This window comes from Buchnera aphidicola (Aphis nerii) (assembly GCF_005083105.1).
In the GTDB taxonomy this organism is placed as follows: Bacteria; Pseudomonadota; Gammaproteobacteria; order Enterobacterales; family Enterobacteriaceae; genus Buchnera; species Buchnera aphidicola_AS.
In genome coordinates this window covers 431,091-455,724 of record NZ_CP034885.1, presented here as the reverse complement: position 1 = coordinate 455,724, position 24,634 = coordinate 431,091, and the positions used below count along the sequence as shown (strand labels likewise).

At 23.7% G+C, this 24,634-nt stretch carries 22 protein-coding genes and 5 tRNA genes; 15 read left to right on the top strand and 12 right to left on the bottom strand.

Annotation, left to right across the window (positions count from 1 at the left end; all coding sequences use genetic code 11):
- Positions 1-100: 100 nt before the first annotated feature.
- From cysG to queD, 9 genes are all read left to right on the top strand, one after another.
- Entirely contained in the window at positions 101-1,519 is a 1,419-nt protein-coding gene (gene cysG / locus D9V64_RS02165) for a siroheme synthase CysG (protein ID WP_158366860.1), read from the top strand.
- A gap of 9 nt (positions 1,520-1,528) precedes the next feature.
- Positions 1,529-2,437, top strand: a complete 909-nt coding sequence (gene cysD, locus D9V64_RS02160; RefSeq protein ID WP_158366858.1) for a sulfate adenylyltransferase subunit CysD — start codon at positions 1,529-1,531, stop codon at positions 2,435-2,437.
- 32 nt (positions 2,438-2,469) lie between these two features.
- Positions 2,470-3,888, top strand: coding sequence for a sulfate adenylyltransferase subunit CysN (gene cysN, locus D9V64_RS02155; RefSeq protein ID WP_158366856.1), 1,419 nt, complete (start codon positions 2,470-2,472; stop codon positions 3,886-3,888).
- Between the two features lie 19 nt (positions 3,889-3,907).
- Positions 3,908-4,522: an adenylyl-sulfate kinase gene (cysC, locus tag D9V64_RS02150; protein ID WP_158366854.1), complete on the top strand. Its 615-nt coding sequence runs from the start codon at positions 3,908-3,910 to the stop codon at positions 4,520-4,522.
- A gap of 46 nt (positions 4,523-4,568) precedes the next feature.
- Positions 4,569-4,769, top strand: coding sequence for a septum formation initiator family protein (locus D9V64_RS02145; protein WP_158366852.1), 201 nt, complete (start codon positions 4,569-4,571; stop codon positions 4,767-4,769).
- Between the two features lie 53 nt (positions 4,770-4,822).
- Entirely contained in the window at positions 4,823-5,536 is a 714-nt protein-coding gene (ispD, locus tag D9V64_RS02140) for a 2-C-methyl-D-erythritol 4-phosphate cytidylyltransferase (protein ID WP_158366850.1), read from the top strand.
- Between the two features lie 16 nt (positions 5,537-5,552).
- On the top strand, positions 5,553-6,029 hold the full coding sequence (gene ispF / locus D9V64_RS02135) for a 2-C-methyl-D-erythritol 2,4-cyclodiphosphate synthase (RefSeq protein WP_158366848.1): 477 nt from the start codon (positions 5,553-5,555) through the stop codon (positions 6,027-6,029).
- Positions 6,030-6,305: 276 nt separating this feature from the next.
- A complete protein-coding gene (locus D9V64_RS03260; RefSeq protein WP_315984432.1) occupies positions 6,306-7,091 on the top strand; it encodes a peptidoglycan DD-metalloendopeptidase family protein in 786 nt (261 codons plus the stop codon).
- A 37-nt stretch (positions 7,092-7,128) separates the two neighbouring features.
- Positions 7,129-7,494: a 6-carboxytetrahydropterin synthase QueD gene (queD, locus tag D9V64_RS02125; protein WP_158366844.1), complete on the top strand. Its 366-nt coding sequence runs from the start codon at positions 7,129-7,131 to the stop codon at positions 7,492-7,494.
- Between the two features lie 16 nt (positions 7,495-7,510).
- Here queD and queE read toward each other — a convergent pair whose 3' ends face one another.
- From queE to glnS, 4 genes are all read right to left on the bottom strand, one after another.
- Positions 7,511-8,164, bottom strand: a complete 654-nt coding sequence (gene queE, locus D9V64_RS02120; protein WP_187308559.1) for a 7-carboxy-7-deazaguanine synthase QueE — start codon at positions 8,162-8,164, stop codon at positions 7,511-7,513.
- A 95-nt stretch (positions 8,165-8,259) separates the two neighbouring features.
- Positions 8,260-9,567: a phosphopyruvate hydratase gene (gene eno, locus D9V64_RS02115; RefSeq protein WP_158366842.1), complete on the bottom strand. Its 1,308-nt coding sequence runs from the start codon at positions 9,565-9,567 to the stop codon at positions 8,260-8,262.
- Positions 9,560-11,224: a CTP synthase gene (locus tag D9V64_RS02110; RefSeq protein ID WP_158366840.1), complete on the bottom strand. Its 1,665-nt coding sequence runs from the start codon at positions 11,222-11,224 to the stop codon at positions 9,560-9,562. The genes eno and D9V64_RS02110 overlap by 8 nt, the downstream gene beginning before the upstream one ends.
- Positions 11,225-11,351: 127 nt before the next feature.
- Positions 11,352-13,061 carry a glutamine--tRNA ligase gene (gene glnS / locus D9V64_RS02105; RefSeq protein WP_158366838.1) on the bottom strand — a complete coding sequence of 570 codons (1,710 nt, stop codon included), beginning with the start codon at positions 13,059-13,061 and terminating at the stop codon, positions 11,352-11,354.
- A 161-nt stretch (positions 13,062-13,222) separates the two neighbouring features.
- Here glnS and D9V64_RS02100 point away from each other — a divergent pair.
- The 4 genes from D9V64_RS02100 (at position 13,223) to rpiA (ending at position 14,318) form a co-directional block, all read left to right on the top strand.
- A tRNA-Met gene (locus D9V64_RS02100) sits at positions 13,223-13,297 on the top strand.
- A gap of 22 nt (positions 13,298-13,319) precedes the next feature.
- Positions 13,320-13,401, top strand: a tRNA-Leu gene (locus D9V64_RS02095).
- A 23-nt stretch (positions 13,402-13,424) separates the two neighbouring features.
- Positions 13,425-13,499, top strand: a tRNA-Gln gene (locus D9V64_RS02090).
- A gap of 156 nt (positions 13,500-13,655) precedes the next feature.
- A complete protein-coding gene (gene rpiA / locus D9V64_RS02085; RefSeq protein ID WP_158366836.1) occupies positions 13,656-14,318 on the top strand; it encodes a ribose-5-phosphate isomerase RpiA in 663 nt (220 codons plus the stop codon).
- 85 nt (positions 14,319-14,403) lie between these two features.
- On the opposite strand, the gene D9V64_RS02080 is transcribed toward rpiA, so the two are convergent.
- Positions 14,404-15,141, bottom strand: coding sequence for a 16S rRNA (uracil(1498)-N(3))-methyltransferase (locus tag D9V64_RS02080; RefSeq protein ID WP_158366834.1), 738 nt, complete (start codon positions 15,139-15,141; stop codon positions 14,404-14,406).
- A gap of 20 nt (positions 15,142-15,161) precedes the next feature.
- Positions 15,162-15,836, bottom strand: a complete 675-nt coding sequence (locus D9V64_RS02075; protein ID WP_158366832.1) for an endonuclease — start codon at positions 15,834-15,836, stop codon at positions 15,162-15,164.
- Between the two features lie 241 nt (positions 15,837-16,077).
- Here D9V64_RS02075 and metK point away from each other — a divergent pair, with 241 nt between their 5' ends.
- Positions 16,078-17,217, top strand: a complete 1,140-nt coding sequence (gene metK, locus D9V64_RS02070; RefSeq protein ID WP_158366830.1) for a methionine adenosyltransferase — start codon at positions 16,078-16,080, stop codon at positions 17,215-17,217.
- 127 nt (positions 17,218-17,344) lie between these two features.
- On the opposite strand, the gene gshA is transcribed toward metK, so the two are convergent.
- The 6 genes from gshA to D9V64_RS02040 all read right to left on the bottom strand — a co-directional run bounded on the left by gshA (position 17,345) and on the right by D9V64_RS02040 (position 23,101).
- A complete protein-coding gene (gene gshA, locus D9V64_RS02065) occupies positions 17,345-18,868 on the bottom strand; it encodes a glutamate--cysteine ligase (RefSeq protein ID WP_158366828.1) in 1,524 nt (507 codons plus the stop codon).
- A gap of 88 nt (positions 18,869-18,956) precedes the next feature.
- Positions 18,957-19,030: transfer RNA gene (locus D9V64_RS02060), tRNA-Arg, on the bottom strand.
- Between the two features lie 10 nt (positions 19,031-19,040).
- Positions 19,041-19,130: transfer RNA gene (locus D9V64_RS02055), tRNA-Ser, on the bottom strand.
- 125 nt (positions 19,131-19,255) lie between these two features.
- The gene (gene csrA / locus D9V64_RS02050; protein WP_158366826.1) at positions 19,256-19,441 is read right to left on the bottom strand and encodes a carbon storage regulator CsrA; all 186 of its coding nucleotides are present in this window, start codon (positions 19,439-19,441) and stop codon (positions 19,256-19,258) included.
- Between the two features lie 149 nt (positions 19,442-19,590).
- Positions 19,591-22,236, bottom strand: coding sequence for an alanine--tRNA ligase (gene alaS, locus D9V64_RS02045; protein WP_158366824.1), 2,646 nt, complete (start codon positions 22,234-22,236; stop codon positions 19,591-19,593).
- 136 nt (positions 22,237-22,372) lie between these two features.
- A complete protein-coding gene (locus D9V64_RS02040) occupies positions 22,373-23,101 on the bottom strand; it encodes an outer membrane protein assembly factor BamD (RefSeq protein ID WP_158366822.1) in 729 nt (242 codons plus the stop codon).
- A gap of 138 nt (positions 23,102-23,239) precedes the next feature.
- Between D9V64_RS02040 and rluD the strand changes: the two genes are divergently transcribed.
- On the top strand, positions 23,240-24,178 hold the full coding sequence (rluD, locus tag D9V64_RS02035) for a 23S rRNA pseudouridine(1911/1915/1917) synthase RluD (RefSeq protein WP_158366820.1): 939 nt from the start codon (positions 23,240-23,242) through the stop codon (positions 24,176-24,178).
- The last annotated feature ends 456 nt before the right edge of the window (positions 24,179-24,634 follow it).

The following is a 24,634-nucleotide window of genomic DNA, read 5'->3' as shown; positions in this document are numbered from 1 at the left end:
TCTTATAAAGTATTTGAAATATTAATGTAAATTTTTTTATTAAATATTTTATTTACTTCTAAAATATTGATTCTTTAAAATTATATTTAGCAGGATTAACGTGGATTATTTACCTATTTTTTTAGATTTAAAAAATAAAAACATACTAATAGTAGGTGCTGGTAATATTGCTTTTAATAAAATTAAATTATTAGTACGTGCACATGCAATAATTAATATTATTGCTAAAGATATTTGTTCAGAAATTAAATATTTATTGAATCAAAAAAAAGCATTTTGGCTTGATCAAGAGTTTAAAACATCCTATTTAAGAAATGTTTATTTAGTTATTGCAGCTACAAATGATACTAAATTAAACAAAAAAATTTTTAAAAAATGTAGCGAATTTAAAATATTAGTTAATGTAGTCGATGATAAATCAAAATGTTCTTTTATTTTTCCTTCTATTGTTGATCGATCTCCTATAGTAGTTGCTATATCCTCTGGAGGTACAGCACCAGTACTACTTCGTTTATTACGTGAAAAAATTGAAGGTATACTTCCAATAAGATTAGGTAATGTAGCTAAAATTGCTGAAAAATGGAGAGAAACAGTTAAAAAATATTTTTTTAATCTTTTAGAAAGAAGACGTTTCTGGGAAAATTTATTTAATAGTATTTTTGTCCAATATGCTATTAATGGTAAAAAAGAAAAAGCAGTTTCTCATTTAAAAAAAATGATAAAAAATCCTAATAAATTAATAGGAGAAATTATTTTAGTGGGAGCTGGTCCTGGAAACAGTGATTTATTAACTTTAAGAGCTTTACAAGTTATGCAAGAAGCTGATGTAGTTTTATATGATAATTTAGTTTCTCAAGATGTATTAAATTTGATTCGTCGAGATGCAAAATGTATTTATGTTGGTAAACGTGCTGGTCTTAAAAGCATTACACAAGAAAAAATTATCAAATTATTAATTTTTTTAGCAAAACAAGGTAAAAGAGTTGTTCGTTTAAAAGGTGGTGATTCATTTATATTCGGTCGTGGAGGTGAAGAGTTAGAAGCTGCAAAAAATGAAAATATCAATATCCAAGTTGTTCCTGGAATTACTGCTGGAATTGGTGTTTCTGCTTATTCTGGTATACCATTAACACATAGATATTATTCTCAAGGAGTAATATTTATTACTGGTTGTAAGCGTGTTGATAATATTGCAAATAATTGGTCAATTTTATCTGATGATTCTTATACTTTAGTAGTTTACATGGCTAGTTTAAAAGCTTCAGAAATTTCTAAACAACTCATTTTACATGGTCGTTTAAAATCTACTCCAATAGCAATTGTTAGTCAAGGTACAACTTTAAATCAAAATGTTATTATAGGACGTTTAGATGAAATTCATAAAATATTTAAATTTTCTATAAGTCCATCTTTACTAATTATTGGAAAAGTAGTTTTATTGCATAAAAAATTAGAATGGTTTAAAAGTGCTATTAATTTTAATAATATTAAAAACAATTCTTCTATAATAAATATATGAGAAAAGATAATGTTAAGTGAAAATGCTACTCATTTACGTCAATTAGAATCTGAAAGTATATACATAATTAGAGAAGTAATAGCAGAATTTGAAAATCCTGTAATGCTTTATTCAATTGGAAAAGATTCTTCTGTTATGTTACATCTTGCAAAAAAATCTTTTTATCCTGGGCGTTTGCCATTTCCATTATTACATATAGATACTGGTTGGAAATTTCAAGAAATGTATACTTTTAGAGACAATGTTGCTCAAACTAATAATTTAGAACTAATTGTACATTATAACGCACAAGGAAAATTATTGGGTCTAGATCCTTTTAAAGATAATAGTTCAAAATATACTGATATTATGAAAACAGAAGGATTAAAAGAAGCTTTAAATAAATACAAATTTGATGCCGCTTTTGGCGGTGCGAGAAGAGATGAAGAAAAATCTCGTTCTAAGGAACGTATTTATTCATTTCGTGATTCTTTTCATCAATGGGATCCAAAAAAACAACGTCCAGAATTATGGTGGAATTATAATAGTCAAATAAATAAAGGAGAAAATATCCGTGTTTTTCCATTATCAAATTGGACAGAATTAGATATTTGGCAGTATATATTTTTAGAAAAAATTGAAATTGTTCCTCTTTATTTTGCTGCTATACGTCCAGTTTTAAAAAGAAATGGTCTTCTTTTAGTAATTAATGATCAACGCATTAAAATAGGTAAAAATGAAAAAATTAGTCATAAAATGGTTCGTTTTAGAACATTAGGTTGTTGGCCTTTAACTAGTGCAATTGAATCTAATGCTAAAACTATTCAAGATGTTATTAAAGAAACACTAGTAACTAAAACTAGTGAGCGAACAGGTCGATCTATTGATTATGATCAAAAAAATTCAATGGAATTTAAAAAAAGACAAGGTTACTTTTAAAAATATGTTTAATATAGGTTGAATTTAAAAAAATGAATACTAATATTAATAAAAAAAACATCAATTTTTTTGATCAATTTGAAAATTGGATATATTCAAATGAAAAAAAGACGTTATTAAAATTTTTAACATGTGGCAGTGTAGATGATGGTAAGAGTACATTAATTGGCCGTTTGTTACATGATACTAAGCAGATTTATGATGATCAATTATCTTCTTTAAAAAAAGATAGTAAACGTCATGGAACACAAGGAGAAAATATTGATCTTGCTCTCGTAGTTGATGGATTACAGTCAGAACGTGAACAAGGTATTACAATTGATGTCGCATATCGTTATTTTTCAACTAAAAAACGAAAATTTATCATAGCAGATACACCGGGTCATGAACAATATACACGTAATATGGTTACAGGTGCCTCTACTTGCGATTTATCTATAATTTTAATTGATGCAAAAAAAGGAATTTCAGAACAAACATATCGTCATAGTTTTATTTCTGCTTTACTTGGTATAAAATATTTAGTCGTTGCAGTGAATAAAATGGACTTAGTTGATTATAATGAAGAAATATTTTTATATATAAAAAAAAATTTTCTTTTATTTTCTAAAAAACTTCCCAAAAATTTAAAAATTTTTTTTGTACCTATATCTGCTTTAGTAGGTGAAAATATAGTTTTTAAAAGTAAATTTATGAGTTGGTATAAAGATAATACATTATTAAAACTTTTAGAGACAATAGAAATTAAAGATAATGTTGATTCAAAAGAAATCAGGTTTCCTGTTCAGTATGTAAACCGTCCAAATTCAAACTTTAGAGGTTATTCAGGTACTTTATTTTCTGGAACAATTCAGGTAGGCCAGTTAATAAAAATATTACCTGTTAATATTGTTTCACGTATTTCACGTATTTTAACATTTAATGAAGATTTAAAAACTGCTAGTGTTGGACAAGCAATTACAATAGTTTTACAAGATGCAGTAGATATTAGTCGTGGTGATTTTTTTGTAAATATTAATTCGAATTTACAAGCTTCTCAAGAAGCTATTGTTGATATAGTTTGGATGTCTGATGATCCTTTAAAAATAGGTAAATCATATAATATAAAACTATCAGGAAAAAAAACACGTGCTTATATTGAAGATATTTTATTTCAAATAAATATCAACACTTTAGTTAAAAATAAATCTAACTCACTTGAATTAAACGCTATTGGTAGAATTAAAATTAAATTTAGCGAGTCCATGTTATTTGATGATTATAAAGAAAATAAATTTACAGGTAATTTAATTTTTATTGATTTTTTAAATAATACTACAGTAGGAGCAGGTATGATTAAAAAGAATTTAAAAAATACAAATACTATTATCGAAAGTAGCATAAAAAGTTTTGAATTAGATTTATATAATTTAATTTTAAAACATTTTCCACATTGGGATATAAAGAAATAAATAATAGGTTTTTATTAAAATGAAGCATAACTTTAAAAAAAATATTATTTTTCAAAAGTATGAAATAACTCGTATAAAACGAGAAAACAAAAATGGTTATACATCTAAAGTAATATGGTTTACAGGATTGTCTGGATCGGGCAAATCTACTATTTCTAACATGTTAGAAAAAATTTTATTTAAAAATAATATTAATACATATATATTAGATGGAGATAACATGAGATCTGGATTATGTTCAGATTTAACATTTTCTTCTATTGATCGCAATGAAAATATTCGACGCATTGCAGAAGTAGCTAAATTAATGTTAGATGCAGGTATTATTGTTCTAGTATCTGTTATTTCGCCATATAGACAACAACGATTATTAGCTTCTAATATTTTAGGAAAAAACAATTTTATAGAAGTATTTGTTGATACTCCTCTTCATATATGCGAAGAACGAGATCCTAAAGGATTGTACAAAAAATCTCGTTCTAATAAAATATCAAATTTTACTGGTATAGATTCTTTATATGAATTTCCAGAAAAACCAGATATTTATTTAGATGGAACATATTCTTTAAAAGAAAATATTAAAAAATTAGTAAAAATATTATATACAAATAATGTTATTTTTTTTTCTACATAATTAATAAATTATTTTTAATTGAAATAAAATTATTTAGAGTAATTATATGAGAACATTAAAAATGTTTTTATTTTTATTATTTATTTGGTTGCAATATTCTCTTTGGATTGGTAAAAATGGTGTTTTAGATTATATTAAAGTTTATAAAAAAATTATAGTTCAAAAAAAAATAAATAAAAATCTTGATGTTGAAAATAATAAATTAATTTTAGAAATTCAAGATTTAAACAATAAAATGAATAGTTAAAAATTGTTTATTTTTATAAAATCATATTTCAAACCAATATATTCAGGTAGAAAATGGCTTTTCAGAATAGTTCCGAAATAAAAATTGTAGCTATTGTTCCAGCTGCTGGAATAGGCAAAAGAATGTTGTTAGATATTCCTAAACAATATATAAAAATTCAAAATCATACTATTCTTGAATATACTTTAATGACATTATTATCACATCCTAGTATAGTTCATGTCATTGTAAGCTTACATAAAAAAGATCATTATTTTCATAATTTATCTATAGCATCTAATATTCGAATAACCTCTGTGATTGGTGGTCATAAAAGAATCAACTCAGTTTTATCAGGGTTAGTTGTTGTTCCAAAAAATGCAAATTGGGTAATAGTACATGATGCTGTTCGGCCTTGTTTAAGTTATAAAGATTTAGAAAATTTAATATCTGTTGTTAAAAAAAATAAAATAGGTGGTATTTTAGCACGTCCAACATGTGATACTATAAAATATATTATTAGTCAAACTAAAAAAATATCACACACTATTTCCAGAAAAAAATTGTGGCATGCTTTAACTCCTCAAATATTTCCAAGAAATTTATTATTATTTTGTTTAAAAAAGGTTATTCGAGATAATATAGATGTAACAGATGAATCTTCAGCTTTAGAATATTGTGGATATCATCCCTCTATAGTTTTAGGGAGTTATAAAAATATTAAAATCACTTTTCCTGAAGATCTTATTTTTGCTGAAGTTTATCTAAAAAAATTATCTAATATTTAAAGGATATATTTATAATATGAGAATTGGATATGGTTTTGATGTACATGCATTTGGGAGTTCAAAACCATTAATTATTGGTGGTGTCAACATACCTAATCATCAAGGTTTAATTGCTCATTCTAATGGCGATGTATTAGTACATTCTTTAATAGATGCATTATTAGGTGCAGTTGCTATGGGGGATATTGGAACTTTTTTCCCAAGTACGAAAAAGAAATATAAAAATATTGATAGTCGAGTTTTATTAAAATGTATTTGGAAAAAAATTTATTTAAAAAATTATTACGTATGTAATACAGATAGTACTATTATTACTGAAATTCCTAAGATGTTATCTTATATTTCATTTATGAAATTAAATTTATCTAACGATTTAAATACCACAATAAATAATATTAGTATTAAAGCAACAACCTCTAAAAAAATAGGATGTATTGGCAGAAAAGAAGGGATCGCATGTCAATCTATTGTAATGCTTTTAAAAAATAAGTAGAATTTTTAATTTTAAATAGTTATATATGACATTAAATTTTATTATTTATATAATCAAATGGTATAGCTTAATGCAATTTAATTTTCTTAAAAGTAAATTATTTTTATTAATATTTATGCTTTTTTTTTATAACAAATATATATTTGCCAATAATTTATTTAAACAAAAAGAAAATATTTATTTAAATGATAAAAAATCTATAGATGTTAAAAATAATATAAAAAAAAATCAAAAAAAAAAGAATGTTTTTTATTTTTATACAAAAATAAAAAATATATTAAAAAACAACAAGTTATTATTAAAAATGCAGATTATATTGGATTTTTAAATAATGATACTTTTAATATATTTTATATTGTAAAAAAAAATGATACTTTATATTCCATTTCGAAACGCTTTAATTATAATTTTAAAACATTATTAAAATATAATAATTTTGATAAACCTTATAAATTATTAATTGGTCAAAAAATATTAGTAAATAATATTTCTGTAATTAATAATAAAAAAATAAATTATATAATTTATAGTGATCGATATAAAAAAAATATTTTATATAGCAATTTTTTTAAAAATAAATTAAACATTCTAAATATTTTAAATAGAAATAAATCATTAACTAAAATATGTTTTTTTTACAATACAAATTATAATGTTTTAAGAAAAAGTACTTTTTATAATCATTGGTATTGGCCTTTAAAAAATTTACGTGCACAATTTTTTTATAATTATTCTATTAATAATAAAGGAATTGAAATAGCTGGTATTCAAGGAGAATCTGTTTTTGCATCTTGTAAAGGTACAGTGGTATATGTTGGTGATTTTTTTAAAAATTATGGAAATTTAATTATTATTAAACATAATAACAACTATTTGAGTATGTATGGATTTAATAAGAATATTTTTGTAAAACTAAATGATGAAGTATATGCACATCAAAAAATATCTACCATGGGATTATCAAAAAATAATTTAGCACGGTTATATTTTGAAGTAAGATTGAAAGGTAATTCGGTTAATTTATTAAGTTTATTTCCCAGTATAAAATTTAAAAAAAACTGAATGTTTAATTGATTCTATATATCAGATTTATAAAAATATGACAAATACTACTATATTTAAAGATTTTCAATTTGAAGCTGCACATTATTTGCCAAATCTTCCTAAACAACACAAATGTAGAAGATTACATGGTCATTCTTTCTTTGTTCGTATAGAAATTAAAGGAGAAGTTGATAAAGATAAAGGTTGGATTATGGATTATAAAGAAATAAAATTATTATTTCAACCTATTTATGAACAGCTTGATCATCATTTTTTGAACAATATTTCTGGATTAGAAAATCCTACTAGTGAAGTTTTAGCTAAATGGATATGGGATCGTTTAAAACCTAATTTATCAATGTTAAGTTCGGTTATGGTTAAAGAAACATGTACATCTGGATGTAGATACAAAGAAATTTAAATAATTAAAAATTTTATTATTCAATTTTAAGATATTTATGTAATTGTATTGATAATCTCCAATTTTTTTTTGTGCATAAATCAATACATATACTTAGTGCTTCTTTGTTTTGATTAACAGGTTGTAAACAAATAATACGTTTTTTATTATCCTTTATATTTGATAAAATATCATATATATATAATATATCTTCTTTTTTTAAAATTGGAAATTTTATTTCATTAGAACGTATAATCGATTCATGTGTTGGTCTTTTATTTTTTTTAGGAGAAATAGTAATCCAAGTATTTAAAGAACATTTTATATTTTTTATTCCACTAGTTTCTACTTGACAGTGATAACCACTTTTTTCTAATTTTGTTGTAAGATTTACAAGATCATATAAACATGGTTCGCCTCCTGTAATAACTACGTGTTTAGCAGTCCATTTTTTAAATATTTTTAATATATCTTTTATATATATAAAACTCCATTTTTTACTAATTTGATTTTTATTTATTACTTCTTCTACAGAAGTACGATCTTTATCAGAACAGATCCATGTATATTTGGTATCGCACCAATTACAATGAACTGGGCATCCTTGAAGTCGAATAAAAATAGAAGGTGTACCAGTGTAGTAACCTTCACCCTGTATACTTTGAAAAATTTCGTTTACTGGATAATACATTGTTATATTCATCAATTAATTGTTAAATTTAAAATTAATGAGAAACAGGTATATTTTATGAATACCTGATTCTCTTTCTTTAAAAATATTTATAATTATAAAAAAGATCTTTTAACTTCTTCTAATCCATAAAAAGGAGCATTTTTGGTACCTAAAGTTTCTTCGATTCTAATCAATTGATTATATTTAGCTGTTCGATCAGAACGACACATAGAACCAGTTTTAATTTGTCCAGATGCTGTTCCTACAGATAAATCTGCTATTGTAGTATCTTCAGTTTCACCAGAACGATGAGAAATAATAGTACTATAATTAGCTTTTTTAGCCATTTTTATAGTTTTAATAGTTTCAGTTAATGTTCCAATTTGATTTAATTTTATTAAAATAGCGTTTCCAATTCCTTGTTGTATTCCTTTTTTTAAAAGTTCTGTATTCGTAGCAAATAAATCATCACCGACTAATTGTGTAGTTTTTCCTAGGATTTTAGTTTGATATGAAAATCCCTCCCAATCAGATTCATTTTGACCATCTTCAATGGAAACAATAGGATATTTTTTACATAATTTTTGTAAATAATGAGTTAGTTCTACAGAACTAAATTTTGTGTCTTCTCCATTGAAATGATATATTTTATCGTTTTTATTATATAGTTCGGAAGCCGCACAATCTATAGCCAATGTAACATCTTTGCCTAATTTATATTGAGTTCTATTTATAGCATCTTGAATTATATTTAAAGCTTCTTCATTAGATTTTAAATTAGGTGCATATCCACCTTCGTCACCAACAGTTGTACTTATTCCCTTATCTCTTAATAAGTTTCCTAACGAATGAAATATTTCTGAACCTATACGTATAGCTTCTTTAATAGATTTCGCACTGATAGGTTGTATCATAAATTCTTGAAGATCAATATTGTTATTAGCATGTTTACCACCATTAATAATATTAATCATTGGAAGCGGCATTGATAAAATACCTGAAGAATTATTGAGTTCTGCTATATGTTGATATAAAGGCATTTTTTTGAAGGATGCAGCTGCTTTTGCTACTGCTAAAGATACAGATAAAATTGAATTAGAACCTAATTTAGATTTATTTTTAGTACCATCTAAATCAATCATAATTTGATCAATATAATTCTGGTCGCAAGCATTTTTGTTTATTAAAGCATTATAAATATTATTATTAATTAATTCAATTGATTTGAGTACACCTTTTCCCATAAAGCGATTTTTATCTTTATCACGTAATTCTAAAGCTTCTAAAGATCCAGTAGAAGCACCAGAAGGTACTGATGCTAAACCAATAAATCCTCCTTCTAGATGTACTTCAGCTTCGACTGTAGGATTACCTCTAGAATCTATAATTTCGCGACCTATAATTTTTATTATTTTAGACATTTTTTACCTTTATGTTTTTGTTATGTTTATTTTTGTATTGTTCGGCTGATTTTATAAATCCTATAAATAATGGATGTCCGTCACGCGGAGTAGAAGTAAATTCAGGATGAAATTGACAACCAAGAAACCATGGATGATTAGATATTTCTATAATTTCTACTACGTTAGTAGTTTCTGATCGTCCTGCAATTTTAAATCCAAATTTTTCAATTTTCTTTAATAAAATGTTATTTACTTCATATCTATGACGATGTCTTTCTACAATTATATCTTTTTTATATAATTTTCGTGATAAACTGTTAAAAGTTAATTTACAAGGTTGACTACCTAATCTCATAGTACCTCCTAAATTAGAATAGCTTCTTGTTTTATTATTAATTGTATACTTTATATCATTATTTTGTTTTTTGATTAAATCAATTACTGGGAACTTACATTTAGGATCAAATTCTGTAGAATTTGCATCTTCAATTCCTATGACATTTTGTGCAAATTCTATAATTGCTATTTGCATTCCTAAACAAATTCCAAAGTATGGAATATGATTTTCTCGGGCATATTGAACTGATAATAACTTACCTGTTACCCCGCGATCTCCAAAACCTCCAGGAATTAAAATACCATTAAGATTTTTTAAACATTGAAAGTTTTTATTTTCTATTTCTTGAGAGTTAATTAATTGTATGTTTACTTTAATTTTATTTTTTAAACCGGCATGTTTTAATGCTTCTATCACAGATTTGTATGCATCAGGTAATTTAATATATTTACCAACAATACCAATTAAAATTGTATTTTTAGAATTTTTTTCTTCGTAGATAACTTTTTCCCATTCTGTTAGATTAGCTTCAGGCACATTTAATTTAAAATATTTACAAATGTAGTTATCTAACTTTTGGTCTTTTAGTAATTTTGGAATTGTATATATTGAACTAACATCTTTTAATGATATAACAGCATTAACTGGTACATTGCAAAAAAGAGCTATTTTCTTTTTTTCATTTAATGGTATATCTTTTTGAGATCTGCAAATCAAAATATCTGGTTGTATTCCAATAGATAATAATTCTTTTACAGAATGTTGTGTTGGCTTAGTTTTAATTTCTCCAGCTGTTTGAATATAAGGTACAAGAGTTAAGTGTATATAAATAACGTTTTTTCGACCAATATCAACCGCTATTTGTCGAATTGCTTCTAAAAATGGTAAAGATTCAATATCTCCAACTGTACCACCTACTTCTACAAGAATAACATTGCTATTTTTAGAACATAACCTAATTCGTTCTTTAATCGCATTAGTAATATGTGGTATTACTTGAATAGTAGCACCTAAGTAATCTCCTCTTCTTTCTTTTTTTAATACTTCAGAATAAATACTACCTGTTGTAAAATTATTTAAACTGGTCATTTTTGTTCGAATAAATCGTTCGTAGTGTCCTAAATCCAAATCAGTTTCAGCGCCATCCTCAGTAACAAATACTTCTCCATGTTGTATTGGACTAATGGTACCTGGATCAACATTAATATATGGATCTAACTTCATAATTGTTATTTTAATATTTCTAGCTTCTAATATAGCTCCTAAAGAAGCTGCTGCAATACCTTTTCCTAAAGATGAAACTACACCACCAGTGATGAAAATATAATTTTTAGTCATTCTAAATGTAAAAATATTAGTTAAAATAAGAAGTAATTTAAAGATTAAAATCTTTAATTGAATTATGTGTATGAATGATTGATTAGTTATATTAGCCTATATAATTTTTAAAAATATAAAGGTTTTATTAGTTATTTTTTTCTTTTTTTATTTTCCATTTATCTCTTAAACTAACAGTTCTATTAAATATTAATTTGTTTTTTTTGGAATCAATTAAATCTATACAAAAATATCCAATTCTTTCAAATTGAAAAAATAAATTTGTTTGTTGTATTTTAAAACTTTTTATTTTTTTTTGTATTTTTTCACTTATTTTTTTTTCGATAAATCCATGTTTAATAACTATAGAATTAGGATTTAAAAAAGATAAAAAATTTTTTTCTTGTTCAGGATTGTCTATATTAAATAATTTATCATATAATCTAAACTCTGAAGCAAATGAATTATTTTTTGAAATCCAATGTATTACTGCAGGATTTTTTTTATTAATTGGTTTTTTACCTAATGTATTTAAGTCACAAAAACATATAATTTGTGTAATATTTCCATTTTTATCTTTTTCTATTTTTTCTGCTTTAATTATATATGCATATCTTAAACGTATTTCTTCTCCAATTTTTAATCTTTTATAATTTTGATCATATGTTTCTTTAAAATCTTGTTTTTCAATATATATGGTGTTAGTAAAAATAATTTCATGAGTACCTAATTCTGGTCTTTTAGGATGATTCGGAACAACAAAAGTTTCTTGATATTGATCATCAATATTGTATAAATATAATTTTATTGGTTCTAAGACAGCCATAGTGCGTATAGCTTCTTCATTTAACTCATTCCTAATACAATATTCTAACATAGAAAACTCAATTAAATTATTTTGTTTAGTAATACCAATTTTTTCACAAAATTTTCGAATAGATGATGGTGTATATCCTTTTCTTCTTAATCCTGAAATGGTTTGTATCCTCGGATCATCCCAATTGTTAATTATTTTTTTTTCAATAAGTGTGCTTATTTTTCTCTTTGATAAAATTGAATACTTGAGATTTAATCTAGCAAATTCATATTGTTTTGGATGATTGGTAACACTAATATTTTTTAAAATCCAATTATACAAACATTTATTATCTTGAAATTCTAAAGTACAAAAAGAGTGTGTAATGCCTTCTATAGAATCAGAAATACAATGTGCAAAATCGTACATAGGATAAATACACCACTGATTTTTTGTCTGATGATGTTGCGAAAAAATAATTCGGTATAATACAGGATCACGCATTATAATATATGGAGAACTCATGTCGATTTTAGCACGTAAACAAGCTTCTCCTTCATTAAAATAGCCTTTTTTCATTTCTTTAAATAATCTTAAATTTTCTTTAATACTTCTATTTCTATAAGGACTATTTTTACCAGAAGTAATTAATGTACCTCTATATTCACGTATTTGTTCTTTTGTTAATTGGTCAACATATGCTAAATTTTTTTTAATTAGTTCTTTTGCAAATTTATATAATTTTGAAAAATATTCAGAAGTATAATAAATTTTTTTATTCCATTGGTAACCCAACCATTTAATGTCATTTTTAATTGCTTTTACATATTTAACATTTTCTTTAATTGGATTAGTATCATCAAAACGAAGATTACAAAACCCATTGTATAATTTTGCTAGTTCAAAATTTAAACATATTGATTTAGCATGTCCAATGTGAAGATATCCATTTGGTTCTGGAGGGAAACGAGTATGTAGTAATACACATTTGTTTTTTTTAAAATCTTCTTCTATTATATTATGAATAAAATTATTACTATATTTTTTAGTTTTATTTTTCATTTTTTCCTACAATCTAATTTGTTTACAAATATAATTAAAAAATAAATATTTTATTTGAGAAAATTTTAAATTAATAATTATATTGATAATTCATTCTATTTATTATAAAATAAAAAAATAATTAATTCGAAAAATAAAATAATATTTTATTTATTTTATATAGCTACGTAGCTCAGTTTGGTTAGAGCACAGCACTCATAACGCTGGGGTCATGGGTTCAAATCCCGTCGTAGCTATAAATTAAAGTTTTATTATTATGCGGGAGTGGCGAAATAGGTAGACGCACCAGATTTAGGTTCTGGCGCCGAAAGGTGTGCGAGTTCAAATCTCGCCTCCCGTATATTTAAATTATTTTCCTTTTTTTGGGGTATAGCCAAGTGGTTAAGGCACCGGTTTTTGATACCGGCATCCCTGGTTCGAATCCAGGTACCCCAGCCATCTAAATAATTCTTTTTTAAATTTCTAATAAATATAAATTATTTAAATTTAGTATCGTTTTATTATATTTTTTGACAATAATATTTTTTTATATTTAAAAATTTATGATCTTTTTATTTTAGAATATTTATGTAAAATAAAATAGGTTTTTATATTATGAATTTAAATGAGTTTAAAAAAAAAGCAGCATGGGCTGCATTAAATTATATTAAACCAGGTACAGTCATTGGAGTGGGTACAGGAAGTACTGTATTTTATTTTATTGAAGCCTTAAGTACAATAAAACATTTAATATCTGGAGTAATTTCCAGTTCAAATGCTTCAACATTATTATTAAAAGAAAAAGGAATTAATAATATTTTAAATTTAAATACTTTTAATTCATTAGAAGTTTATATTGATAGTGCTGATGAAATAAATAGTAATATGCAAATGATAAAAGGTGGAGGTGCAGCTTTAACTAAAGAAAAAATTATAGCTGCTATTGCTAAAAAATTTGTTTGTATTATAGATAAAACAAAAAAAGTAGATGTTTTAGGCACTTTTCCATTACCTATTGAAGTTATTCCTATAGCTTCATCGTTTATTTCAAATGAAATAATTAAAATAGGTGGACATCCAAAAATAAGAAAAAATGTTATTACAGAAAATGGAAATATAATTTTAGATATATATAATTTAAATATTCATGATCCTATTTCAATAGAAAAAAAAATTAATTTATTACCAGGAGTGGTCACTGTTGGTTTATTTGCTTTAAGAGGTGCAGATATAGTATTAATGGGTACAAATAATGGTGTAAAAATTATAAAAAAATAAATCATCTATATTTAAATTATTTAAATGTATTTTATAAATATTTATTTTGAAATAAGTTTTTTAAATATTTTTATATTTTAATTTTTTATAAATCACCAAATTTTATTTGTAAAGCAGTTATTGCTGCAATCGCTGCTGTTTCTGTTCTTAAAATTCTTGGTCCTAATTTAATTGGAATAAATTTATATTGAATTATTTTTTCCATTTCTAATAATGAAAAACCACCTTCAGAACCAACTAGTAATCTAACACAATTGACATTTTTATAAATTTGGTTGATATTTTTAGTAGATTTTGGATCTAAAACAATTTTTATTTCTTTTTTATTAGATTGTTCACACCATATATCAATTTCTTCTGCATTATTAATTTGTGGAATAATATTACGTTTGCATTGTTGACATGCAGAAATTATCACGTTTTTCCAGTAAATATTTTTTTTTAAAATATTTTTTTTACTTTTACTAACATTGGAATATCTTGAAAATATTGGAGTAATTATATTAACGCCTAATTCAACAGATTTTTGAATAGCAAAATTCATTTTTTTATTTTTCGAAATAACTAAACCTAAATGAATAAACAATGGTGATTCGATATTTTTTTTTTCTTTATCTAAAATTAAAATAGTTGCTATATTTTTTCGTATACTGATAATTTTAGATAAAAAAATATAATTTGTATTATTAAATATTTCTAATATATCTTGTGAATTCATACGTAATACTTTTATTATATAGTGTGTATTAGATGAATCTAAAATTATTGTTTCATTGATTTTAAAATGTTTATCAATATAAACACGTGGAATACGTTTTTTCATTTTCTTATAAAAATAATGTTTTATTTATGACATTTTTTGTAAACATAGTTATTGTGATTACCTTGTATTTTAAATATTAAATTTTCTCTTATACATTCCCATTTGGTTACTGGAAAATTTATATTCCATTTGTTAAATAGTCTTTTTTCTTTTTTAGATAATTTAATATTATATATTTTGCTCATATAAAAATAAGTTCTAGCTATAGCACCTTTAGCTATTTTAGGTGGTTCTACTAATTTTTTTTTAAAATCAATTTTCATGCTACATTTACCATATTGTTGAATTTTACTATTTAATTCAGTGTACATAAAATTAGATCTATCTGCGTTAATTTCTCCTATAGAAGGTTGTAAATTATGCAAATCAATTTCAATTTTTTGAAAATTTCTATCTTTAATACATTTTTTTCTACCTCCCTTTTTCCAACATTTTTTTTGATGCCCAAATTTCCATGCTGGAACAACATGTTCCCATTCAATTCTTGTGGCTCGATTTTTATTTTTTCGAATTTTATAACCACATGATGATAAATTGGGTATACCTTTTTTGTTTTTCCAAATAATTTTACATCCGCAATAAAATGTTCCAGGAGCATTTTTATGTATTTTAATTGCTAAAATTTTTGCTTGTTGAAAATTTTTTACATTATTTTTTTTAACATTGTTTTTTTTAATTATAATTAAAAAAAAAATATACTAATTAGGATAAGAAATATTTTTTTTATCATGTTTTTGTACTGTTAATTATATTTATAAGGTATTAATTATTTATTTTTAAAACACTTTATTTAAGTATTACTTTAAATAAGTATATTTAAAATAATATATATATTAGCATACATTTTAACTTAAATATTTTATATAAAAAATATTAAATTAAATGTATTTTTACTAATTTTAATAGATTTTTAAATGAAAAGGAATACAAAATATAATGAATGAATATCTTTTTACTTCTGAATCTGTTTCAGAAGGTCATCCAGATAAAATTGCTGATCAAATTTCAGATGCTTTATTAGATGAAATTATAAAGCAAGATATTAAAGCAAGAGTTGCTTGTGAAACTTATGTGAAAACAGGAATGGTTTTAATTGGTGGTGAAATTACTACTACTGCTTGGGTCGACGTTGAAGAAATCACCCGGAATACTATTAATAATATTGGTTATGTTAATTCTGATACAGGTTTTGACGCAAATTCTTGTGCAATATTAAGTGCTATAGGGAAACAATCACCTGATATTAATCAAGGAGTTGATCGTTTTGATCCCCTAGAACAAGGTGCTGGAGATCAAGGAATTATTTTCGGATATGCTACTAATGAAACAGATGTTTTAATGCCTGCTCCTATTACTTATGCTCATTTATTAGTTAGAAGACAGTCTGAATTAAGAAAAAAAAATATTTTACCTTGGTTAAGACCTGATGCTAAAAGTCAAGTAACATTTAAATATAAAAATTGGAATATAGTAGGAATTGATACAGTTGTTTTTTCAACTCAACATGAGGAAAATATTAGTCAGAATATTTTAAAAGAAGCTGTAATGGAAGAAATTATAAAACCAGTTTTACCGAAAAAATGGTTAACACAAAATACTAAATTTTTTATTAACCCTACCGGAAGATTTGTGATTGGAGGTCCGATGGGAGATTGCGGTTTAACAGGTCGTAAAATTATCGTAGATACATATGGTGGTATGTCCAGACATGGAGGAGGGGCTTTTTCAGGAAAAGATCCTTCCAAGGTAGATCGATCTGCAGCATATGCTGCTAGATATGTAGCTAAAAACATTGTAGCTGCAGGTTTAGCTGATCGTTGTGAAATTCAATTATCATATGCAATTGGAATTGCTAAACCTACTTCCATTATGATTGAAACTTTTCAAACTGGCAAAGTTAGTAATAAAGCATTAATTAATTTAGTTCGAGATATTTTTGACTTACGACCATATGGATTAATTAAAATGCTTGGTTTACTTAAACCTATTTATTTGCAAACGTCTGTTTATGGACATTTTGGAAGAGAAGAATTTCCATGGGAAAAATTAGATAAAGTAGATGAGTTATCTCAGTAAAATTTTTATAGATATTTCATATCTATTTTTAAGAATATTTTTAGTGTCTTAATACTAACATGAATAATTATATTAAATTATCAAATTATTAATAATTTCCCATGTTAATTTAGCATGGGATAATAAATTATCTTTTTTTCAAATAATCTTTTAAAGATAATATTTCTTTTTCTTCTATTTCTATTTGTTTTTTATGAGAATTAATAGTTTCATGTTCAAAATTTTTTATGTGTGTATTATAATTGAATTCATTAATTAGTTGATTATGATATGTATTAGCTAAATTTAATCCTATTTTATTTATTTTATTTGTTGTAATAAATAACTTTAAAAATTGAGCTGAATAAGTTAATTCTGGATCTTTGAAGAAAAGTATTTTTTTATCACATACTTGTTGATATTCTGAATTTTTTTGTTGATTATCGAAGATAATAGCAATTTTTTTTAAATCTTTAAATATTCGTTCTCCAATTTGTTTTAGTTTGTATTTTTTATTATTAATATAAATTTTTTGATTTGGTTTTCTACCTTCAAAAGTAACTTTTTTCCAATTTTTATCAATAAAGTGAAAATCTGTCTTTTTGTTTTTTGGGGCTTCAATTAAAGCACACCAAATTAAAAATAAATCTAATAAAAGTATTTGATTTTTATTGATTCCAATTGATGAAAATGGATTTATATCTAAAGAACGTATTTCTACGTATTCAATCCCTCTATTTTTTAACGCATCTAGAAGTGATTCTCCATAATTAATTGTTCTTTTAGGTCTAATTTGTGTATATAGTTCATTTTCTAATTGTAATATGTTAGTATTTAATTGTTGTAATTTTCCTAACTTATCAGTTAATCCTAAATCAGCAAATTTTTTTGAGGGAGTGTTCATTGCTTTTTTTAAACATTTTATGTATGAATCTAAATCATTGAATGTTATTTTTAAATCAGTAATAGAAGTACTAGTATATCCCATGTCACTAATACGGAGAGAAGTTGCCCAAGGTAAATATAATAAACCTTCTTTGTTTTTTTGAAATGTATATTTTTGATTTGTCAAAAAATATTTTGATATTGCAGGTGATGATCCAAATAAATATGGAATAATCCAACCAAATCGATAGTAATTACGAATTAAATTTAAATAACCAGATGATATATTATCTATATTATCTTTTTTCCAAAATATTTTTGGTAATGAAAAGTTATAATGTATACCTGAAATAGTATTTTTTAAATCACCATACCTTATTTTCAAACCTTTTCGATAAATAGTTTTAAGTGCTCCATAATTGGATTTTCCATATTTTGCTATTTGTATATTTGTTGATTTTTTATAAATATATGGGATACTAAAAGGCCACATTAGTTCTTTTTGGTTTTTAAATGCTACAAAAGAATGAAGATCTTTTAAAAAGTTTAATAAATAATCTATATTATTAGTTACAGGAGTAATGAATTCTAATAAATTTTCAGAAAAATCAGTTGTAATCCATCTATGTGTTAATGCAGCACCAATGTTATGTGGATGTTGAGTATTAGAAAAATCTCCATTTTTTTTAATTCTTAAAGTTTCTCGTTCAATGCCTCGATTAATGTATTTTAATATAAATGAATTTTTTTCTAGCCAATTAATTTTTTTTGAGATATCCTCTATCAATTTTTTCTCCTAAGTTTTAATTTTTAATTAATTTTAAAAAACTTTTTATTATTTAGGATGATAAATACTTGGTTAGAATTAGTTATTTTGCATCCGGAAGGATTCGAACCTCCGACCGCTCGGTTCGTAGCCGAGTACTCTATCCAACTGAGCTACGGATGCAATATGATTTCGGTGAAAGAGGGATTCGAACCCTCGATGCAGAGTTTTTCTACATACTCCCTTAGCAGGGGAGCGCCTTAATCCTCTCGGCCACTTCACCTGTTTTTTATTATATAATTTTACTTTTTTTTAAATATAAGTCAATTTTTTTTTAAGATAAATAATAAATTGTTTTATATTAATAAAAAATGCATCTTACTTAAAAATAGTAAGATGCAGTATTTATTATTGATTTTTTTGTTGTTTTTTTTCCGCTTGAATACGTTGATATATTTCTTCACGATGAACTGAAACTTCTTTAGGAGCATTTACACCAATTCGAACTTGGTTACCTTTTACTCCTAGTACTGTTACAGTTATTTCATCGCCAATTATCAATGTTTCGCCAACTCGACGAGTTAGAATAAGCATTCTTTGTTCCTTGAAATAAAAGAGTTCATCCTATCTGATTCTTAAAATTAAAATAATACAGAGCCAAATATAGACTATTAAATATTTTAAATAATATGTTATTATACTATATTGATATATATCAAAGAATATATTAATGTAGTTTTAAACTAAGTGTTTTTATTTTTTAGTTTGGAATTAATCCATGACTTAATAATTTTTAAAATTTTAGATAAATTAATTATATTAAGACAGCCACCACCTTCAGCAATTTCTTTTTTACCACCTCCTTTTCCATTAGTATGTTGAATAAAATTTTTAATGATTTCTAATGCAGTTATCTGTTCGATTAAATCCTTAGTTACTCCAGTAATTATATTAAAATTATCATTATTTTTATTTATAAGTATAATAATTGCACTTTTTAAATCTTTTTTTAATTGATCAATTATGGATCTTAATGATTGATAATCATAATTTTTAAATGTATTAATTAATAATTTTGCTCCTTTTATATTTTCAATATTTTTAATCATTTTTTTAATTTGATATCTGTTTTCTTTTGCTTGTAACATATTTACTTTATTTTCTAAATATTTAATTTTTATTATTAGTTTTTCTATTTTTTCTTTAATATTAGTACTTTTGGTTTTTAAAGAGATAGATATATTTTTTATATTGTTTTCTTGATCATGAAGAAATTTTATTGCTTTAAATCCTGTTATTGCTTCTATTCTTTTAATTCCAGAGGATATACTTGAATGTTCTATTATTTTAAATAATCCAATATTGCCTGTTCGTGTTGTATGTGTTCCACCACATAGTTCGATTGAAAAATTTTTAATAAATACGACACGAACAATAGAATCATATTTATTTTCAAATAATGCTATTGCTTTTTTCTTTTTTGCTTCTTCTAAGCTACAATTTTGAGCTTTAATTAAATTATTTTTTTGTATTTCTGTATTTACAATATTTTCAATTTTTTGTATGTCAGATAAATTTAAAATTTTAGGATAAGAAAAGTCAAATCTTAGACGTGTATTAGTTACTAATGATCCCTTTTGGGCAACTACCTCTCCTAGTATATTGCGTAGCGCAGAATGGAGCAAATGAGTAGCAGAATGATTAATTTGAATTTGATGTCTATGTAATTTATTAATTTTAGTATATAAAACGTTATTAATTTTAAATGTTCCTATAATAACCTTACCGATATGTCCAATTGTATTTCCATATTTTTTCGTATTTTCAACTATAAAACGTGAATTTTTATAATATAATTCACCGATGTCACCTATTTGACCACCGGATTCTGGATAAAAAGATGTTTTATCAAGAAAAATTATTCCATCTTCTCCTTCTGATATTGATGAAACTGAATTTTTATTTACATAAATATATTTTATTGATGCTGTAATTATATTTTTTTTATATCCTTCAAAAATACAGTTATCATTAATATTTATTATATTATTATAATTTTCATAAAATTTATTTCCTATATTTGATTGTTTTTTTTGTTTTTCTTTTTCTAAATAATAACTATTAAGATCAACTTTGATTTTTTTTTCACGACAAATATCTAATGTTAGATCTACAGGAAATCCAAATGTATCATAAAGATGAAAAACAGTTTTTCCAGAAATTTTTTTATTAGAGGTTTTATTTATTTCTGTGTTTAATATTTTTAAACCTTTTTCAAGAGTTTCAGAAAATTGAATTTCTTCTATTTTTAATATTTCTTTAATTTTTTTTTCTTTTTCTTTTAAAAACTTAAAATTTTCACTTAATTTTTCAATTAAAACAGGTGCGATTTTGTAAAAAAAATTTTTTTTTATTCCAATTTTGTAAGCATGCCTTAACATTCTTCTAATAATTCTTCTTAAAATATATCCTCTATGTTCATTTGATGGAATTATGTTTTCATATATAAGAAATATACAAGATCTGATATGATCAGAAATTATTTTTAAAGATATATTATTTAAGTTTTTTATATTACTAAAATGAGATATATTGTGGATTAATTTTTGAAAAATATCAATTTCATAATTTGATTTGACGTTTTGTAACACTGAAGCAATTCTTTCTAACCCCATTCCTGTATCTATAGATTTATATTTTAGTGGTATTAATTTTGTAGAAGAAATACGATTATATTCTATAAAAACAATATTCCAGATTTCAATAAAATATTCGTTTTTATTTTCTAAAAAATCATTACTATTATAATGTTTTTTTATATTATAATTATAAAATATTTCAGTGCATGGACCACATGGTCCAGTATCTCCCATTTGCCAAAAATTTTCAGAATTATATTTAGTATTATTTTTATCACCTATTCTAATAATACGTTCAGCGGGAACTTTAATAACATTAAGCCATATATTATATGTTTCTTCATCATCCTTATATACTGAAATCCATAATTTGTTTTTATTAATATTAAACCATTCTTTAGAAGTTAATAATTCCCATGCATACATAATTGCTTCTTTTTTGAAATAATCGTCAAAACTAAAATTTCCAAGCATTTCAAAAAATGTATGATGTCTTTCAGTATATCCAACATTTTCTAAATCATTATGTTTACCACCTGTTCTTAAACAACGTTGTGCAGTAGTAATACGAGAATATTTTTTTTTTTCGGTATTTAAAAAAAAATCTTTAAATTGGTTCATACCTGCATTAGTAAATAGTAATGTAGAATCATTTGCTGGAATTAAAGAACTGCTTGGAAGAATAGTATGTCCTTTTTTTTCAAAAAATTTCAAAAATTTTTGTCGTATTTCATTTGTTGTATTTTTCATGTTTTTAATTTTTTTAAAAATAACGTTTAAACTATCAAAGTGTTTTGAAAATAAAATTTAATTATTAAAAATTAAAATTATTTTAATTATAAATTATAATATAAAAAATTTTTATATTATATTTAATATAAGTATTTTAAACTTTATTTAATGAAATAATCTTAGATATTTTTTCAGCAGCATTGAATATTTTTAATTCGACAAAAGATTTTTTAATATATTTTAGTGTTTCTACTGCAACTGAAGTTTCTGGATACTTTTTAAGTATGTCTTCGCCACGATTAATCGCTGCTATATAGTGTTTATGATTGAAATAGTATTTCAATATTTCAAAATCATATTTTGATAAACGTTGTTTTAAATTAAATAAATCTTTTTTAGCATTTATAATATATATACTTTTTGGATAAAAATATAAAAAATTTTTCAATTCAAAAAAAGCTTTTTTTGCATAAATAGGATCACTTTTGTAATTTTTTATGTTTAAAATATTTAAAAAAATGTTTTTGTCCAGTGACATATATATTAGACTCTTTATATAAATAACATAATCAATATTTGGATGTTTCGGATATAGTTGTATAAATTCCTCTATATTTTTTTGAGCCATACTATAATTTTTAATTTTATAATAGGCATAAATTAAATTAATTTGAATTTTATCAAAGTATATATTAGAAGTATTTTTTTTTTGCATGTTTTCTAGATAAAATATTGCGTTATTAAATTCATTGTTTTTTAATTTTTTTCTACAATATTCATAAAATATTTTTTCTCCAATTATTTTGTTTTTTTGTACATTTTGAGAATATGCTGAAGAATATATAAACAGTATCAAAACGATTAAAATATTTTTTTTTATCATAATATATGTTTTCTATAATTTAATGAAATTTTATATTAATAATATTTATTTTATTAACATGTATTAGAATATTATATTTTATATAAATTGAAAATTTAGATTAAATAAATATTTTTTAAAAAATAAGGGTTTTTATCATTGAATAAAAAATTAAGTATATTAGCTCCTTATACTACAGCTTCTGGAAAAAGATTAGATAAAACTATTTCTAAAATTTTAATACAATATTCACGTTCTTCCATAAAATATTGGATTCTTATGAATCATGTATATATTAATGGAAAAATAGAAAATAAGCCCGATAAAAAAATACTAGGAGGTGAAATAATTACTATTTATCCAATTATTAAAAAAATAATATTGGATTTACCAGAAAATATTTCTTTAAATATTATTTATGAAGATAATAATTTATTAATTATAAATAAACCCCCTGGTTTAGTTGTTCATCCTGGAGCTGGAAATAATGGTGGTACAGTTTTAAATGCATTACTATATCGTTATAAAAATAGTAAATATTTACCGCGTTGTGGAATTATTCATCGTTTAGATAAAAATACAAGTGGTTTGATGGTTATAGCAAAAACAATTTTTGCATACTATTATTTAGTAAATTTATTAAAATCTAGAAAAGTTATTCGAGAATATCAAGCTATTGTGAAAGGAAATATAATTTCTGGTGGAACTATTAACTGTCCTATAATGCGACATCCTACTAAAAGAATATGTATGATAGCACATCCATTAGGAAAAACTGCTATTACACATTATAAAATAATTAAACGTTTTAAATTTCATACACATATCTTGTTAAGATTAGAAACAGGTAGAACACATCAAATTCGTGTTCATATGTTACATATCAGATATCCGCTGTTAGGCGATCCTTTATATAGCGGAATTAATTATTCTTATAATAATTTTGATAAAAAATATATTTATAAAAATATTTTTTTTCCTCGTCAAGCACTACACTCTCATTATATTGAGTTTGTAAATCCTACTAATAAAAAGTTAATGAGCTGGAAAATTGATTTACCTAATGATATGAAAAATATTATTTTAGATTTAGAATAGCTATTCTAAAATATTTTATTGGTTTTAAAAAAATATTTTTTTATTTTTAATAATCTTAACTTTAATTAAAACATAAGAAGATTAAAGAGTTGATAATTTTATGTCAGAAGATTTAATAGATAAAAATTTTTGAGTGAACTATACTGTAAATAATTAAAATAAATTTCATACGAAAAGCGTTGTGTTTATTAGTTAAATAATATTTAGAAAATTATTTATTAAATTTAGATAATATAGAATATATTAATAATTTATCTTTATTAATATTGTCTTAACTTGAAGGATTATTATTAAATGCAATTATACAATATACACGTAACAATAAAACTAAAGATGCTGTTATGATAGGTATAAATAGTAGTAATTTAGGAAAAAATTTAAAAAATATGGTATGAATTAATTTTTAAATTTAATTGCACTTTCTATAAATTCAGAATAAAGAAGGTGCAAATTACA